Origin of the sequence: Acinetobacter sp. AOR43_HL (assembly GCF_027854635.1) — a bacterium.
GTDB classification, from domain to species: Bacteria; Pseudomonadota; Gammaproteobacteria; order Pseudomonadales; family Moraxellaceae; genus Acinetobacter; species Acinetobacter pittii.
Window position 1 is genome coordinate 82,863 of sequence record NZ_JAKTHX010000028.1, and the last position, 15,879, is coordinate 98,741.

The following is a 15,879-nucleotide window of genomic DNA, read 5'->3' on the forward strand; positions in this document are numbered from 1 at the left end:
AGGTTCTTTTTTATTTCATCTATTATTTTTTAGCTGTAACCATCTGTTTATAAACATCTCGGAAAATCTCATAATCAATAAATTCATTATGTTCAGGTTTTAAATTCTGAATTGTTTTTTCCGTAAGTTGCTGTTTGCGAGCAGCGACATAGACTTTACCTAAAATATCAGCTGTTTCTGACAACAAGTGTTTTTCTTCATCAGAACTACCATTTTGTTTTTCAAACTCTAATTGATACTGTTTTGAGAAAAGCTGTTCAGGTTGCTTATATTGTTTCTGTAGTTTTTGCCATGCTTCACGCCCAGCTTCACCTTGTATTGTTGTGATCACAATATGGTCCACAGCTCGGCCTAAGTCATTATCAAACTGATCTTCTTGCTCAAGATGATGTTTTTTCTGTAACGCCTCAATACGTTCTAAAGCTTTCCCTTGAGGGTTATAAGTTTCCTCTTCAGAGAACCAATAAGCATAAACCTCGGCAATTTCTTGCAACTGTTGAACTGAATAATAATGAATATATGACGGTTTTTCGGCAGTCAATTTTGCAATAAACACAGCCTTATACGTCTTGTCATAAGCATGTGTTGCATCATAAGTTTGGTTAGCCAACAGTGCCAGAGTCGAGTCTAAATCTTGTACATCGCTATGTGCACCAACTGGATGCTCAGAAACATCACCCTGCCCAAGTTTTTCACTAAATCCTTTTACGAAGTTTTCAAATAAAGAACCTTTGCTTGCCTCTGCAACTGATTTAGCTTGTTTAAGCTGCTGCTGATTAATTGGGGTCGCTTTACCATAATTGAGAATTTGCATGTCTGCTTTAATATTAAAGCGATGGTTAAATTCAGCTGGTGTATACGCAATATCATAATCCGCGTTGACTAAACGGCCCTTTTCATCCAGTCCGACATCAATCGCAACCGGATTTCTTTGTTTTGGTAAAGCTTGTTCAATTTCTGCTTTATGCTTGATCCATAGAGCTTTGAATGCCTCATCATCAACAAACTGGCTTTGATCATAAGCAGCAAAAGTTTGTTTCAATGCAGCTTGACGAGCTTTAATCTGAGTTTTTTCGGTATTTACAGCACTCCGATCAAGCACATCAATACCGTAAATTTGACAGTAATTAATATCACCTAAGGCAACAGGACTTTTTTGAGACTGTAATTCAACACACTGCTCTTCTGTAAGTGAAGCCACTTCTTCATCTTGTGTGACTTCTTCAGCATCTGCTACAGCAACATCTTCGGCTTGGGCCGTATCAGAAGCATTCTCTTCGGCTGCCCCATCTTGAGCTGCACTTGATTGGTCTTCATCACCATATTCAGAATCTAAAGCATTACCGAAATGAGCATTAATAAGTGAATAAAGTTGCTGGCTAACTGCTGCTGCATCTTCTGAAGAAACTTTTTGCCCATCAGCATTACCTTCTTTACTCTTCGCTTCTGAAGCAGCTAATTCAGTTGCTATAGATTCGGCAATCTTTTCTTCATCAAAACCAAAAACATTTTTTTGCAGATATTTAGCATTGACCTGACTATAGAGCTCCGATTGTAGCAATAATGCTTCAACCGTATCTTTTAAACGAATTTTTTCTACAATCCCCGCTTTACGCTCAGCGTCACTAACTGATAAACGCTGTAAATTTTGCGGTTCAGCCAAAAGATAAGATACAGCACCAGAAGCTTTCGCATATTCAACGAATTTCTTCATATCGACATTCGTAAACAGGTTTTTATACTTTGAAAAATCGACATACGCCAAATTATTTTGATTATCTTTATTGACCAAATAAGGCATTAACCCGAAATAATTAACGTAAAATTTATAATCCTTCAGATCAAGTACCATTGGCAATTTTGCCTGTACCAAAAGTGTCGGTTTTTCATACCTTGCTGTAAGGTTTAAAGACCCCATTTTTTGACGATAATGAACCGAACCATCGTAACTAAATTGAAGATCATTTAATAAATTAATTAATACGGCATTTACTTTTTCTGAGCGTGATTCACCAGAAATGCCCGAGTCCGCTTGCTCATTTGCAATTGCGGCATACAGCGCCTGCTTCTGTTTTTTATTCAAATTAATTTTTTGTTCACGTAAATATTGATCTACTTTTTTTTGCACTGCAGCATCTAGCTGCACTGTTTTTTCTACATTATTTATTTTTTTTGACTGATTTGGATCAACACTAACTTTAAAATGCCCACGATAGTCATAGCTTGGGTATTCATAGATTGCATTCATACCCTGAATGACTTTTTGATCTAACTGAGTAGATGCTACCGATGGACGTAGGTTATGCTGCGCACAAGCGGTCAAACCCAAACTAAATAAACATAAACTGAGATATTTTAGATGCATAACCTTTTTTAAAACCTTATCGCTTTATCTTTTTAACAAAACTTGCTAAAAATAAGAAAATTAGTTGTTTTTTCACATAAAAGTATAAGTCCTGAATGTAGCAGAAATTATAATTTCAGGTGTATTTATTTTCGACAAAATTCGCTTTTCTGACATTTCTTTCGGGTGCGATTAACATTGTATTTTTATCATGCGAGTGAATAATCAAATCATCGATACAGATAATCCCACAATGATTCAAAATTAGGATTAAAGCCATGCCAGCATATAAAGCTCCGCTACACGATATCCGCTTCTTAATGAATGAAGTACTAGATTACCCTGCTCACTATAAAACTTTATCAAATGGTGAAAATGCTGATCCAGATACTGTTGATATGATTCTTGAAGGTGCGGCAGATTATTGTGAAAACGTATTGTCGCCACTTAACCAATCTGGTGATGAAGAAGGTTGCCATTTTGACAACGGCGAAGTAACTACTCCTAAAGGCTTTAAAGAAGCTTATGACCAATTCGTAATGGGCGGTTGGCAAGGTCTTTCTTACCCAGAAGAATTTGGTGGTCAAGGCCTACCAATGTCTTTAAACCTGATTAAATCAGAGATGATGGGTACTGCAAACTGGTCATTTACCATGTACCCAGGTTTAAGTTCTGGTTGTATGAACACTATTTTGCAATTCGGTACTGATGAGCAAAAACAAACATATATGCCTAAGCTTGTTGAAGGCACTTGGAGCGGCACAATGTGCTTAACCGAACCTCAATGTGGTACAGACTTAGGGCAGGTAAAAACTAAAGCTGAACCTCAAGCAGACGGTAGTTACAAAATTACCGGTACAAAAATCTTCATTTCTGCCGGTGAACATGATTTAACTGAAAACATCATTCACATCGTGCTTGCGCGCCTTCCGGATGCACCTGCTGGTACGCGCGGTATCTCATTATTCATCGTACCAAAATTCATGCCTACAGCTGATGGCGGTGTTGGTGAGCGTAACACAGTCGCTTGTGGTTCAATCGAACACAAAATGGGGATCCGTGCATCTGCAACTGCAGTACTCAACTTTGATAATGCAACTGGTTATTTAATCGGTGAAGTGAACAAAGGCCTACATGCAATGTTTACCTTCATGAATACAGCACGTATTGGTACTGCTGTTCAAGGTATTGCACACGCTGAGTTATCTTTCCAAGGTGCATTACCATATGCTAAAGATCGTATGTCAATGCGTGCGCTTTCTGGTAAAAAAGATCCGGATAAAGTTGCTGATGCAATCATTCACCATGCAGACGTACGCCGTATGCTGTTAACTCAAAAAGCAATCGCTGAAGGCGGTCGCTCTATGATTTACTACGCTGCTCAAATCGCTGACAAAATGACAGATGCTTTAGCACGTGGTGATCAAGCTGCTTTTGAAGACTACGATGATAAACTTGGTTTCTATACACCAATTTTAAAAGGTTTCTTAACTGAACTTGGTTTAGAAGCTGCTAACCACGGTATGCAAGTTTACGGTGGCCATGGCTATATTAAAGAATGGGGTATGGAGCAAATCGCACGTGATGCACGTATTGCGACCTTGTATGAAGGAACAACTGGTGTTCAAGCACTCGACTTAATTGGTCGTAAAGTGTTGTTAAGTTCAAAAGGTAAAGTAGTTCGTGAATACACTGCTGAAATCTTAAAATTCTGTGCTGCACATGCCCGTAATAAATATTTACGTCGTTTTGCTTGGGACTTAACTAAGCTTTGTGCTCAGTGGAACACTTTAACAGTTCGTATCATGCTTGCTGCACGTAAAGACCGCGACATCGTATCTTCTGCTTCTGTAGATTTCTTGATGTTCTCAGGCTACGTGATGATGGCTTATTTCTGGGCTCAACAAGCTGTGGTTGCTTCTGAAAAATTAGAAGCAGGTAACGGCCAAGAAACTGCTGAGTTCTATAAAGCAAAATTCAAAGTTGCTGATTTCTACTTTGATCGTTTATTGCCACGCGCTCAAGGTCATGCAGAATCGATGGTGACAACATCTCGCACACTAACATCATTACCAGTTGAACACTTTAGCTTCGACTACTAATGATTTTTAAGTTTTGAAATAAAAAGAGCGCAATTTATATTGCGCTCTTTTTTATATTTTTCGGATATCTATTCTTTAGTTAAAACATAAGCCTGATTTGGAACAAAATAATTTTGCTCTAAAAATTCACGATTTTTTCCATAGTCGTTATAAAGTAACTTTTCTAAATTTGTGACCAATCTTTTATTTGAATCAATATTAAAATAAAAATTAACTTTAGATAATGGACATTGAATCGTTAACTCACGCTCTTTTTCATCCACTTTCCAATTTAGAGTAGGACATAATTGATTTACAGCGGCACTTTTAGCCCCGTCTTTACTTCCCACACGACCAAAATGAACAACATTCCAATAAGCCGACCCATTTGGTAATAAATTTAAAATGTACTCTGCTTCGCCTGATTCACAATCAGCAAAAGCATCCTCGCATGAAATACGAGTATGATATCGTCCTACATATTGCAATGACGCTGCGTTTAATTTTTGGGTTTGATCTGAGGTATCTTCAGGTAAGAAAGTTCGTCCAGCGACATAATCCAATGTTTTTATAGATGTACTACTTTTTATTAAGTTTTCTTCATGATTAGAACTAGAACTTGTAGTTGAGTGATCTTTTGAATTGGTATGGTTTATATCGCAAGCACTCAGTGTCATGCACATCGCAGCCACTACAACCACATGCTTAACTGAAAAACGAGACCACTTCAAAGACATATACATTATTCACAGATAACAGCAACAGCTCTATTTACACTTCAAATCAAGTATTAGCTGATTGCCGCTTTAAACTCTTAAGCCCTGAAAGGGTGCATTTTAGTAGATGTTGGTTTCGTTCCTTTCAATCCTTTACATATTTTAACTATTTTACTTTTTAAAGGGCTTTAAACCCGTTATTTCGTCTCCATATTTTTATTAAGCAAGAGCAATAGCTTCTTGTAACTTTTATCTTTAAGGAGAATTAGATGGCCAGTTCTGGTTTATATCGCTCGAACCGACACAGCATGATCGCCGGTGTAATGGGTGGTATTGCTGAACGTTTTGGTTGGAACGTAACTTTACTACGTGTCATTTTTGTTTTGATCTCAATTATGAGTGCTGCCTTTCCAGGAATTTTAGTTTATCTGGTTTTATGGTTAGTAATTCCGAAAAAACAGCCAGAACATATTGAAGGCTATCGACAATCCGTCCGAACAGTAAATGAAGAACAAGTACGTTAATTCATAACTTTGGTCGCTACGGTTGCATCCCCTAATCAACCGTAGCTTTTTTTATTCTAAAAATTATAGCTTTCGATTTAACTGTTGCTGTAATGCAGCAATCATATCTGCACGGCTAATCATTCCTATAAGCTTACGATCTTCAACAACAGGAATGTAATTAAAAGACTTTTCAACAAAGTATGGCACCAAATCTTGAATAGGTTGAGTTGGCAGTACGGTAACCACTCTACGGCTCATGATTTGTTTTACATAATGCTGCCAAGAATTCCTTGGGTCGGCTGCACCTTTAAACCACTCTACGACTTCATATAACGCTAAAGTTCCGACCAAATGGTTTTCTGCATTTACTACAGGGAGGCTCATTAAGTTCACTTGTTTAAACTTATCGAGTGCCTGATGAATATCGTCATCTTCATGTAGTTTAATCACATCACGGCTCATAATATCCTGACAGATATATTGATTTACCATACGCTCATTGGCATGTTCCTGAGCTTCTAAAATGATTTTTTCTAAGTCGTATTGGCTAATATCTAAAAGTTCAGTGTGATGCCCTAATGCATACTCAATATCTTTCGGCTGAATTGATACTTTTTGAGTTGGCGTTGGGTCTTTACTACGTTCATTTAAATGCGCGGTAACCGGATAATGTCGCCCAATCAATCGATTAAAGAAAACAGCAAACCCAAGTAAAAGGAACGAATTGAGTAAAACTGGATAAAAAATAAAATAAAAGCCTAATTTATGAATTGCAGCACCGCCCAACACAGCCGTAATTGCGACTGCACCACTCGGTGGGTGCAAAGAGTCGGTAGTCATCATTAAAAATATAGCAAAACCCACAGCCACACTAAAAGCTGTAGTTAAATCAGGAATCCACTGTGCACAGGCAACGCCAATTATGCCGGCTAAGGTATTACCAACAATTACATTCCATGGTTGGGCCAAAGGACTGGTCGGCACAGCAAAAAGAAGAACAGATGAGGCACCCATTGGGGCGATGTACCATGCATTAATTCCCCCGAGAACATACCAGCTAATTAAGGAGGAAATTGCTAAACCACACAACGCTCCAATACCGCAAAGTAACCGTTCTTTTAAGGGTAAAACCTTAAAATTTGGCTTTAAAATCTGTAACCATTCTCGCTGTATAACACTCACAGTACACCTTAGGGGATATGCCGTCATTTATAACGGGCAAAAGTATACGCCCAAAGCCACATAAAGTGCATTTAAATTATACCTTTCAACAATAAGAAAACTGGCTGAATTATTCTTTATGATTTTAAAACTTTAATATTCCATCAATTTTTCATTTAAATAACGCCAATACCGCTTCGGCAAATATTGCACATGAAGTTTTATATTCTGGCGTTCAGTAATATTTACACTGTTAAAATAATCCTTCCAAAGCTGATCATATAAAACTTCCTGCTCATCAAGCTCAAGCTGAAAGCTTTGACTCATCCCATTTTTTAAATTGCGGTCAACCTCAGAGGCTTCGAGTAAAACTTCATGTATTTCACATAAATCATAATAAAGCCCGAACTTGCGTTGCTCGTCATAAATAAGCCAACGCTGATCTTGATAGCGCCGTTTAAAATGTGGCTGAATAAGCGGTAAAACATTAAAATCAGGACGCACTAAACTTAAAAAAAGTTCATCCTTGGTTTTCTTAAACCGAATAAAAGCTTCCATCCGATGTTTCTCTCGCCCGACTTTTTTCGTCCACTGCGCAATCGCTAAAACACTAGGATTTGAATAATCTTTTTCAATGGAAACATGGCTAGTAAACACATAGATACAATAATCAAATAAGTGCTGATAGGCGTCTAAAGATTCAGATAAAGAGGCAAAATAAAATTGTTTTAACGAAGAAGATGAAAGCTTTTTTTGTAGCGCTGACCAAACACGTTCAGCATGCCGTTCGTTATTTTCAACCTCAATTTTATCGGCAAATAAGCCATGTTGAGCCGCATCATTCAAGCAAAGCCTGACCTGTAATTCTTTAAATTGAAATGCACGAAAAACACAGCTCAGCAGCCCAGCCATCGAACCATCAAAATAGTAAGCTACTTCATCATTAAACATGGCTAAAACCCAAGGCTTAATTGTGGCGAGAGTTGCTGCACATATTTCGAAGATCCCTGCGTTAAAATCTGCTGCCGAATAAAACTTGATGATAGTTCTTTTTGGAATTTTGGACTGTCTTCGCAGCGAATAAAGAATTTTGCACGCTGATAGGCTACGCCGAGTTTTTTTAATAAATCGATATGGATTTTTCCAAAACGACGAGCCTGTACAATTTTCTTGGCCGATTTCACCCCAATGCCCGGCACACGCAAAATCATTTGATAATCGGCACGATTTAAATCTACTGGAAACTTTTCAGGATGCCTTAAAGCCCAGCTTAATTTCGGGTCTACATCAAGATCTAAGTTTGGGTGTTTTTCATTGACGATTTCATTAACCTCAAAACCATAAAAACGCATCAACCAATCGCTTTGATAGAGTCGGTTTTCACGAAGTAATGGCGGTGCAGAACCTACTGCGGGTAAGTAATTATTTTCATTATTAATTGGGATATAGCCAGAAAAATAGACGCGCTTGAGTTTAAATTCTTTGTAATGCTTGTCTGCCATAAACAATACATCTTGGTCTGACTCTTGATGGGCCCCCACTACCATTTGTGTGGTCTGCCCTGCCGGTACATATTTCGGTACATGCTTAATGATTTGCCGTTCATCTTTAAGCTGAATCAGTCTATCACGGACCAAACCTAAATCTTTTTGAACTTCCTGATGTGATTTTTCTGGTGCAAAAGTTTTTAGACCAATTTCGGTCGGCATCTCTAAATTAATACTCATCCGGTCAGCATATAAACCTGCTTCATGAATCAGTTCAGGAGATGCCCCCGGAATGGTTTTTAGATGAATATAGCCATTAAAGTTTTCTTCAAGGCGCAGCTTCTTTACGACTTGAAGCATACGCTCCATCGTGTGATCTGCCGATTTAAAAATGCCTGAGCTTAAAAATAAGCCTTCGATATAATTACGGCGATAAAAATTAATGGTTAAATCTACAACCTCTTGCACCGTAAATGCTGCACGTTGGACGTCATTGGAACGGCGTGAAACACAGTAGGCGCAATCAAAAATACATACATTACTAAATAGAATTTTTAAGAGAGATACACAGCGGCCATCTTCAGTATAGCTATGGCAAATTCCTGAATGGCTGGCATCTCCCAAACCTTTATCTTTATTTTTACGGTCACTGCCACTTGATGAACAAGACACATCATATTTAGCAGCATCAGCAAGAATCTGTAGTTTTTCTCGAATGCGATCAGACATATCAAACGACTCATTTATGGCATCGTTTAAAAAATATCATTTTGCATTCTTAAATTTAATCCAGCAGAGTACGCTCGGCGTCATGAGGTGACGTTTTAATTCTGCTCAAGCTAGTACTGTTTATTAAATCAGATATAATTACTAAAAATTCAAAAGATTAAATATCGAACAATGGAACAAAACAAAGAAGAACTCCTTAAGCATCTTGCTGCTTCACTTGAAGATGCAAAGAGTGAGGGCGGTGCAATTTTATTAGTAGGCGCTGGTATTTCTGTGTCTGCTGGAATTCCTCCTGCACAGAAACTGATGAAAATTGCTATTGAGAACTTTCCTAACTACTTTACTCAAGAAGAGCAAGAACTCGCACAGCAAGACATAAATCGACTCCAATATAATGATATTATGACTAAGCTCTCTAATGTTAAACGTAAAGAGCTTTTTAGATGGTTTATTGAAGGAAATGATAAAAAAGGAATAAAAAAAGCAAAACTTAACTTCGCACATATTGCGATTGCAGAACTCTTAAAACAAGGCTATTTCAGCCGAGTATTGACTGTAAATTTCGATCCTCTTTTGATCCATGCTTGTTACATGGTTGGTATGTATCCCTTTCCCGCTATTTATGATTTAGGTGCTATGGGTAAAGTCAATGCTGAGCTTTTACACGACCCAAGTATTGTCTATTTAAATGGGCAACATGTTGGATTTGTTCAGCGAAATACTACAGATCAACTTGAAGCACATAAAGAAACTTTAACTCAAATCGTACGCTCAACAGGCTGTAATAAAACTTGGGTTGTTGCTGGTTATAGCGGTGAGAATGATCCTCTAATGCACGCTTTAAATGAGCTGCGCCCATATAATAATTGGATATACTGGTTAGAATATGGTAATCAAATCCTTCAAAAGGAGAGCCATCATTTCTTGGAAAATGATGAAGAGTCCAAAGTAATTTATGGATGTGATGCAGATGAAACATTTATGGAAATTGCTGAGCTTTTAGGGTGTAGCTTAGACTTTATTGAAAGCCCAGAAGCAGAATTAAAAAGATATTTAAATGAAATAAACTTTTACTCAGCCAAGTATCAAAGAGGGATCATTTATAAAAACCTAATAGAACAATATATTAATTTATTATCAAATGATCCAAATATAAAAAAACTTCAAAATATAAAAAATATTGAAACTATATTAAATCAAGTACTAACATGTATGTACAATTTTATTATTGAGGATAATCCAAAGTTAGAAACTTTAGATCAAAATATTAGTTTAGTTAAACAACAATATGAAGAACACAAAATTACAGATATTTTAGAAACTTACTGTTATGGATTATGTAGAAAATATCAAATTACTAAAGATATTAATAATTTAAAAGAAGAGATTGAGTACGCCGTACAAGAAGCTCATATCTACAAGGATGCTAGCCCAACCCTACGCTTCCAAATTATCCGGTTGTACTGTATCAGTCAGAAAGTTGACTTAGCATTATCTGAGCTACAAAGCTTCCCTAAAGATGCAGCTCTAGAACGTAAAGAGGGTTTCTTAGCAAACAACGAACTTAAAATTTTGAGAAACACTTCAGAATACCAGAATTGGTTTTTTTCAACATTCAATGAAAAACTACCTGACTAGCATGCTTTTTTAAATTAATACTCGCCCAATACTTTAATGGATAACCTTTGCCACTCCCCCACAAAATCCTTATACTTAGGGGCAATTTTTCTCATAAATTCGTGGATGCTACATGAGTCGCGCCATCTCGCACATTGATACATTTCAGGGTTTAATTCTTGCCCTACAAAACTATTGGGCCGAACAAGGCTGCGTCGTATTACAACCTTACGATATGGAAATGGGCGCTGGAACATTCCACACCGCAACATTCTTACGTGCTTTAGGGCCTGAGACTTGGAATGCTGCATACGTTCAACCTTCACGTCGTCCAAAAGATGGTCGCTATGGTGAAAACCCGAACCGTTTGCAACACTACTACCAATTCCAAGTGGTGCTTAAGCCAAATCCAGAGAACATCCAACAGCTTTATCTTGATTCTCTAAAAGCAATCGGGATTGATACGCTTACTCACGACATCCGTTTCGTAGAAGACAACTGGGAATCTCCGACGCTTGGTGCTTGGGGCTTAGGTTGGGAAGTTTGGCTTAACGGTATGGAAGTGACTCAGTTCACTTACTTCCAACAAGTCGGTGGTGTTGAATGTTACCCAGTAACAGGTGAAATCACTTACGGTTTAGAACGTCTTGCGATGTACCTACAAGGTGTTGACTCGGTTTATGACCTTGTTTGGACTAAAGGCCAATTTGGTACTGTAACTTACGGCGACGTATTCCATCAAAATGAAGTTGAACAATCGACTTATAACTTTGAATACGCTCCAGTTGAAAAACTATTTGAACTATTTGATTTTTACGAATCAGAAGCAAACCGTTTAATTGAAGCAAAACTTTCTCTTCCTGCTTATGAGCAAGTTGTTAAAGCATCTCATACCTTTAACTTACTTGATGCACGTGGCGCAATTTCTGTGACTGAGCGTCAACGTTACATTTTACGTGTACGTACTTTAGCGCGTGCTATTGCACAAAGTTATGTACAAGCACGTGCAGAGCTTGGCTTCCCAATGGCAGAACCACACTTGCGTGATGAAGTATTGGCACAGCTAAAAGCACAAGCTGAAAGTGAAGCAGCAAAGGCGGAGAAAAACTAATGAGCAAACATACTGTTTTATTCGAACTTGGCTGTGAAGAGCTTCCACCAAAAAGCTTAAAAACTTTACGTGATGCATTACAGGCAGAAACGGTAAAAGGCTTAAAAGATGCGGGCTTAAACTTCGTATCAATTGAAGCTTATGCAGCCCCACGTCGTTTAGCGCTTAAAATTGTTGATATCGATGCTGCTCAAGCGGATACACAAAAACGTTTTGATGGCCCTGCTATTCAAGCGGCTTACGATGCAGAAGGCAAACCAACTAAAGCACTTGAAGGCTTTATGCGTGGTCAAGGTATTACAGTTGATCAGCTTTCTACTTTCCAAGCAGGTAAAGTTGAAAAAGTTTGCTATTTAAAAGATGTAAAAGGTCAAAGCCTTGATGCTTTACTTCCACAGATTTTACAAACTGCGCTAGACAATTTACCAATTGCTAAGCGTATGCGTTCTGCGGCAAGCCGTACCGAATTTGTACGTCCAGTGAAATGGGTTCTTTTACTCAAAGACGATCAAATTGTTGACGCAACGATTCAAGATCACAAAGCTGGTAATGTGACTTATGGCCACCGTTTCCATGCACCAGAAGCTGTGACTTTAGCGCATGCAAATGACTATTTAGCTGCTTTAGAAAAAGCGTATGTTGTTGCGAACTTTGAAAAGCGTCAAGCAACTATTCAAGAACAAGTGAAAAAGCTAGCTGATGAAGTTAACGCGACTGCGATTGTTCCGGCTGACTTACTTGATGAAGTAACAAGTCTGGTTGAATGGCCTGTAGCTTTACGTGCAACCTTTGAAGAACGCTACTTAGCTGTTCCTCAAGAAGCTCTTATTACGACAATGCAAGACAACCAGAAGTATTTCTGTTTGATCAATAGCGACGGTAAATTACAGCCTTACTTCATTACTGTTTCAAATATTGAGTCTAAAGATCCGACTCAAATTATTGAAGGTAACGAAAAAGTTGTTCGCCCTCGTTTGTCTGATGCTGAGTTCTTCTTCTTACAAGATCAAAAGCAACCGCTTGCATCTCGTAAAGAAAAACTAGCAAACATGGTATTCCAAGCACAACTTGGTACGCTTTGGGACAAATCAACACGTATTGCAAAACTTGCAGTTGCATTATCTTCAATCACTGGTGCAAACCCAGCTGATGCTGAAAAAGCTGCATTACTTGCTAAATGCGACTTAACCTCTGAGCTTGTTGGTGAATTCCCAGAACTTCAAGGTATTGCGGGTACTTACTACGCACGTATTGAAGGTGAAAACACTGAAGTTTCAGAAGCTTTAGGTGAGCAATATTTACCAAAATTTGCGGGTGATGTTTTACCTAAAACCAAAACAGGTACAACCATTGCCCTTTCTGACCGTTTAGATACGCTTGTTGGTATTTTCGGTATTGGACAAGCGCCTACAGGTTCTAAAGACCCGTTTGCTCTTCGCCGTTCAGCAATTGGTATCTTACGTTTAATCATTGAAAATGAATTAGATGTAACGATTGAAGAATTAGTGAATCTTGCACTTCAAGGTTATGGCGATATCGTTAAAGACCACGACAAAACTCGTGCTGACGCGGTTGCATTCTTGGAAGGTCGTTATCGTGCTAAGTACGAAGACCAAGGTGTTGCTGTTGACGTACTTCAAGCGGTTCAAGCACTTGCACCAAAATCTCCACTCGATTTTGACAAGCGCGTAAATGCTGTTAACCACTTCCGCACATTACCTGAAGCTGCTGCACTTGCTGCTGCAAACAAACGTGTTGCTAATATTCTTGCAAAAGAAGCAACACCTGAAGGTTCTGTAGTTGAAGCAAACTTGGTTGAAGACGCTGAAAAAGCATTATTTGCTGAACTTCAAGCAGTGACACCTGTGGTTGAACCATTACTTGCAGCAAAAGATTACACAGCTGCCCTTTCTAAGCTTGCAGCACTTCGCGCGCCGATTGATGCATTCTTTGATGGCGTAATGGTAATGGCAGATGATGCTGACCTAAAAGCAAACCGTTTACGTTTATTGGCTCAGTTACGTAACTTGTTTACCGCTGTAGCTGATGTGAGTGTGTTGCAGGGCTAAGCCTTTATTAGTTGTAAATTAATGAGAACCCCTCTATAGATTAGTGGGGTTTTTTAATATTAAAAATAAATCCGCAGTCATCATAATGAATACCACTTCAATTAAAAATTTTTATCGTATAGATGCTTATCTTGTTCTTTGCCACACCCTTTTACTGGTAATCGGTTATGGCCTATGGAAAGTATATCCTCATATAAAGACCAAACCAGATATGAGCGGCCTGTTCTTTATGATTATCTCTATTCTAGGCGGTTTTGCAGGGCTGATTATGCTAGCTGTAACTCTGCCTCGTTTAGATCGTTCTGTTCGTAATTTATCAGTGAACAAATTTATTTTGGCTCTGCTGTATTGGGTTTCTAGTAGCATTATTTTCGTACTATTTGGCATCAGTAAATTCTTCTTCAATAATCCGCTAGTTTTGCTGGTTTTTGTTTTGGTTTTTTTCAGCAGTGTTTATCTTTCGGTGATTCGCCTTGCAGATATGCGTCAAAAAGACTGGCTGATCTTAAGCGGAATTTTTGGAGCTATTGTGCTGTTCTTCTTTTTGCCAGAGCTTTAGAAAATGGTTTAAGTAAAGATTCTAAGCTTGTAATGCTTTGCGTACTTAACAATACCTTCTTTGATGGTGTAATGGTAATGGCAGATGATGCTGACTTAAAAGCAAACTGTTTACGTTTATTGGCTTAGTTACGTAAATTGTATACTGCTGTTGCTGATGTGAGTGTGTTGCAGGGTTAATTAGCTTATTATGAAATAAAGGGATCTTTTATAGATCCCTTTATTTTTTTGAGTTAAACAAAATCTTTAATTTCTTCTAAACTTTTCGATGGCTCAAACCACATAAAATCATAATCGGCCACATCATGAATATAAAACGGATCATTTTTCATAATTTCTTCAGCTTCTTGAATCGAAGAGCTTAGAACTAAAATTACCCCACCTACTCTATTTTCTCGGCGCCCCGACGCTAAAAACTTCTTTTGCTCATAGTAATGATCTAAAAATGCAATATGTTCTTTCAATACAGCATCAACTTCGGCTAATGGTTTTTTATAGGTCAAAGTAACAACAATCATCTTATTCTCTTAAAGCAAGTAGCGTATGACATAGCATTAGTCTATAGATAGTTTAATGATCTATAGATTATTCGATAGTACGCCTATTCCCCCAATTCATCCATACTAAACTCCCTACAATAATCACCCCACCTAACAGCACCATTATTGACGGTTTTTCATTTAAGAAAACAACTGCCAAAATCATCGCGACAATCGGCGAACAATATAAAAAATTCGATGCAATTGTTAACGGCATATTTTTAAGAACATAGCCCCAAAGTACATAAGCCATCGCACTTGGGAAAATACCCAACAAAACTATAGACATATTGGCTTGCCAAGTAGCATGTAAAATTTCATGGGGTAAATGAGTACTATAAAATAGTAAAGGAATGGTTCCGAACCAAATGATGTAGCACATCATGCTCAAAGCATCATAATTTAAAGCAAATTTCTTATATAAATTAAAGTAGAGACCCCATGCAATTGCAGCCAAAACAATCAATAAACTATAAGGACTCGGTACACCAAAACCATGATCTCCACTGACCACCAACACGGCGCCGCAAAGTCCCAATAAAATACATAACCATTGCTTGAAATTGATTTGTTCCTTAAAAAGCAAAGCTGAAATAATAAAGGTAAATAACGGAATAGATTGGCTCAAAATACTAGAGGCAACCGCAGTCACATATTGCTGCCCTGTATTGATAAGCAGATGATGCAGCGTCACAGAGAACAAACCTAATACAGCAAGCGCAGGAGCATCTTTCCACTTTAAAGGCTGAATGCCTTTTTTCATGACCAAAAGCAGTAAAAAAACCGATGCGATCAAAAAGCGAAGCAACGCAATATGCTGCGGTGTATATGAATGCAAAGCACTATGTACGCCAATAGGTGAATAGCCCCAACAAAAGACGGTCACAGCAATACATAAATAGAGCTTAAATGCGGGAGGCTGGGTTTCGGCAGCAAGAGAAATTGCCATGTTAAATCTGCA

Annotated in this window: 13 protein-coding genes and 1 pseudogene; 7 read left to right on the forward strand and 7 right to left on the reverse strand. The window is 38.1% G+C overall.

Annotation, left to right across the window (positions count from 1 at the left end; translation table 11 throughout):
• Positions 1–22: 22 nt before the first annotated feature.
• Positions 23–2,365: a hypothetical protein gene (locus MKL33_RS11715; RefSeq protein ID WP_270906981.1), complete on the reverse strand. Its 2,343-nt coding sequence runs from the start codon at positions 2,363–2,365 to the stop codon at positions 23–25.
• Positions 2,366–2,622: 257 nt separating this feature from the next.
• On the opposite strand from MKL33_RS11715, the gene MKL33_RS11720 reads away from it, so the two are divergent.
• The gene (locus MKL33_RS11720) at positions 2,623–4,446 is read left to right on the forward strand and encodes an acyl-CoA dehydrogenase C-terminal domain-containing protein (protein WP_270906982.1); all 1,824 of its coding nucleotides are present in this window, start codon (positions 2,623–2,625) and stop codon (positions 4,444–4,446) included.
• A gap of 68 nt (positions 4,447–4,514) precedes the next feature.
• Here MKL33_RS11720 and MKL33_RS11725 read toward each other — a convergent pair whose 3' ends face one another.
• Entirely contained in the window at positions 4,515–5,162 is a 648-nt protein-coding gene (locus tag MKL33_RS11725; RefSeq protein WP_270906983.1) for a hypothetical protein, read from the reverse strand.
• Positions 5,163–5,410: 248 nt separating this feature from the next.
• Here MKL33_RS11725 and MKL33_RS11730 point away from each other — a divergent pair, with 248 nt between their 5' ends.
• Complete coding sequence (locus tag MKL33_RS11730) at positions 5,411–5,665, forward strand: PspC domain-containing protein (RefSeq protein ID WP_002116779.1); 255 nt, start codon at positions 5,411–5,413, stop codon at positions 5,663–5,665.
• A gap of 63 nt (positions 5,666–5,728) precedes the next feature.
• Here the strand turns inward: MKL33_RS11730 and MKL33_RS11735 are convergent, their stop codons facing one another.
• The 3 genes from MKL33_RS11735 to MKL33_RS11745 form a co-directional block, all read right to left on the reverse strand.
• Positions 5,729–6,829 (reverse strand): HPP family protein, encoded by a 1,101-nt coding sequence (locus MKL33_RS11735; protein WP_060464946.1) that lies wholly within the window; start codon positions 6,827–6,829, stop codon positions 5,729–5,731.
• Positions 6,830–6,961: 132 nt separating this feature from the next.
• Positions 6,962–7,759 carry a TIGR03915 family putative DNA repair protein gene (locus MKL33_RS11740; protein ID WP_270906984.1) on the reverse strand — a complete coding sequence of 266 codons (798 nt, stop codon included), beginning with the start codon at positions 7,757–7,759 and terminating at the stop codon, positions 6,962–6,964.
• A 2-nt stretch (positions 7,760–7,761) separates the two neighbouring features.
• Positions 7,762–9,024 carry a putative DNA modification/repair radical SAM protein gene (locus tag MKL33_RS11745; protein ID WP_270906985.1) on the reverse strand — a complete coding sequence of 421 codons (1,263 nt, stop codon included), beginning with the start codon at positions 9,022–9,024 and terminating at the stop codon, positions 7,762–7,764.
• A gap of 171 nt (positions 9,025–9,195) precedes the next feature.
• Between MKL33_RS11745 and MKL33_RS11750 the strand changes: the two genes are divergently transcribed.
• From MKL33_RS11750 to MKL33_RS20685, 5 genes and pseudogenes are all read left to right on the forward strand, one after another.
• The gene (locus tag MKL33_RS11750) at positions 9,196–10,662 is read left to right on the forward strand and encodes a hypothetical protein (RefSeq protein ID WP_270906986.1); all 1,467 of its coding nucleotides are present in this window, start codon (positions 9,196–9,198) and stop codon (positions 10,660–10,662) included.
• Positions 10,663–10,774: 112 nt separating this feature from the next.
• Positions 10,775–11,752 (forward strand): glycine--tRNA ligase subunit alpha, encoded by a 978-nt coding sequence (gene glyQ / locus MKL33_RS11755; RefSeq protein ID WP_270906987.1) that lies wholly within the window; start codon positions 10,775–10,777, stop codon positions 11,750–11,752.
• Positions 11,752–13,821, forward strand: coding sequence for a glycine--tRNA ligase subunit beta (gene glyS, locus MKL33_RS11760; protein WP_270906988.1), 2,070 nt, complete (start codon positions 11,752–11,754; stop codon positions 13,819–13,821). Before glyQ ends, glyS begins: the two co-directional genes overlap by 1 nt.
• 85 nt (positions 13,822–13,906) lie before the next feature.
• Positions 13,907–14,380 (forward strand): hypothetical protein, encoded by a 474-nt coding sequence (locus MKL33_RS11765; RefSeq protein WP_174748788.1) that lies wholly within the window; start codon positions 13,907–13,909, stop codon positions 14,378–14,380.
• A gap of 20 nt (positions 14,381–14,400) precedes the next feature.
• Positions 14,401–14,508: pseudogene (locus tag MKL33_RS20685) on the forward strand (hypothetical protein); the annotation flags it as partial.
• A 104-nt stretch (positions 14,509–14,612) separates the two neighbouring features.
• Here MKL33_RS20685 and MKL33_RS11770 read toward each other — a convergent pair.
• Positions 14,613–14,897: a YciI family protein gene (locus tag MKL33_RS11770; RefSeq protein ID WP_002116836.1), complete on the reverse strand. Its 285-nt coding sequence runs from the start codon at positions 14,895–14,897 to the stop codon at positions 14,613–14,615.
• 67 nt (positions 14,898–14,964) lie between these two features.
• Positions 14,965–15,867 carry a DMT family transporter gene (locus MKL33_RS11775; protein WP_069037046.1) on the reverse strand — a complete coding sequence of 301 codons (903 nt, stop codon included), beginning with the start codon at positions 15,865–15,867 and terminating at the stop codon, positions 14,965–14,967.
• Positions 15,868–15,879 lie beyond the last annotated feature (12 nt).

What these genes read in the sequence shown, in the direction of transcription:
- MKL33_RS11715 (WP_270906981.1), bottom strand. Translation starts at nt 2,365, where the DNA reads ATGCATCTAAAATATCTCAGTTTATGTTTATTTAGTTTGGGTTTGACC.
- MKL33_RS11720 (WP_270906982.1), top strand. Translation starts at nt 2,623, where the DNA reads ATGCCAGCATATAAAGCTCCGCTACACGATATCCGCTTCTTAATGAAT.
- MKL33_RS11725 (WP_270906983.1), bottom strand. Translation starts at nt 5,162, where the DNA reads ATGTCTTTGAAGTGGTCTCGTTTTTCAGTTAAGCATGTGGTTGTAGTG.
- MKL33_RS11730 (WP_002116779.1), top strand. Translation starts at nt 5,411, where the DNA reads ATGGCCAGTTCTGGTTTATATCGCTCGAACCGACACAGCATGATCGCC.
- MKL33_RS11740 (WP_270906984.1), bottom strand. Translation starts at nt 7,759, where the DNA reads ATGTTTAATGATGAAGTAGCTTACTATTTTGATGGTTCGATGGCTGGG.
- MKL33_RS11745 (WP_270906985.1), bottom strand. Translation starts at nt 9,024, where the DNA reads ATGTCTGATCGCATTCGAGAAAAACTACAGATTCTTGCTGATGCTGCT.
- MKL33_RS11750 (WP_270906986.1), top strand. Translation starts at nt 9,196, where the DNA reads ATGGAACAAAACAAAGAAGAACTCCTTAAGCATCTTGCTGCTTCACTT.
- glyQ (WP_270906987.1), top strand. Translation starts at nt 10,775, where the DNA reads ATGAGTCGCGCCATCTCGCACATTGATACATTTCAGGGTTTAATTCTT.
- glyS (WP_270906988.1), top strand. Translation starts at nt 11,752, where the DNA reads ATGAGCAAACATACTGTTTTATTCGAACTTGGCTGTGAAGAGCTTCCA.
- MKL33_RS11765 (WP_174748788.1), top strand. Translation starts at nt 13,907, where the DNA reads ATGAATACCACTTCAATTAAAAATTTTTATCGTATAGATGCTTATCTT.
- MKL33_RS11770 (WP_002116836.1), bottom strand. Translation starts at nt 14,897, where the DNA reads ATGATTGTTGTTACTTTGACCTATAAAAAACCATTAGCCGAAGTTGAT.
- MKL33_RS11775 (WP_069037046.1), bottom strand. Translation starts at nt 15,867, where the DNA reads ATGGCAATTTCTCTTGCTGCCGAAACCCAGCCTCCCGCATTTAAGCTC.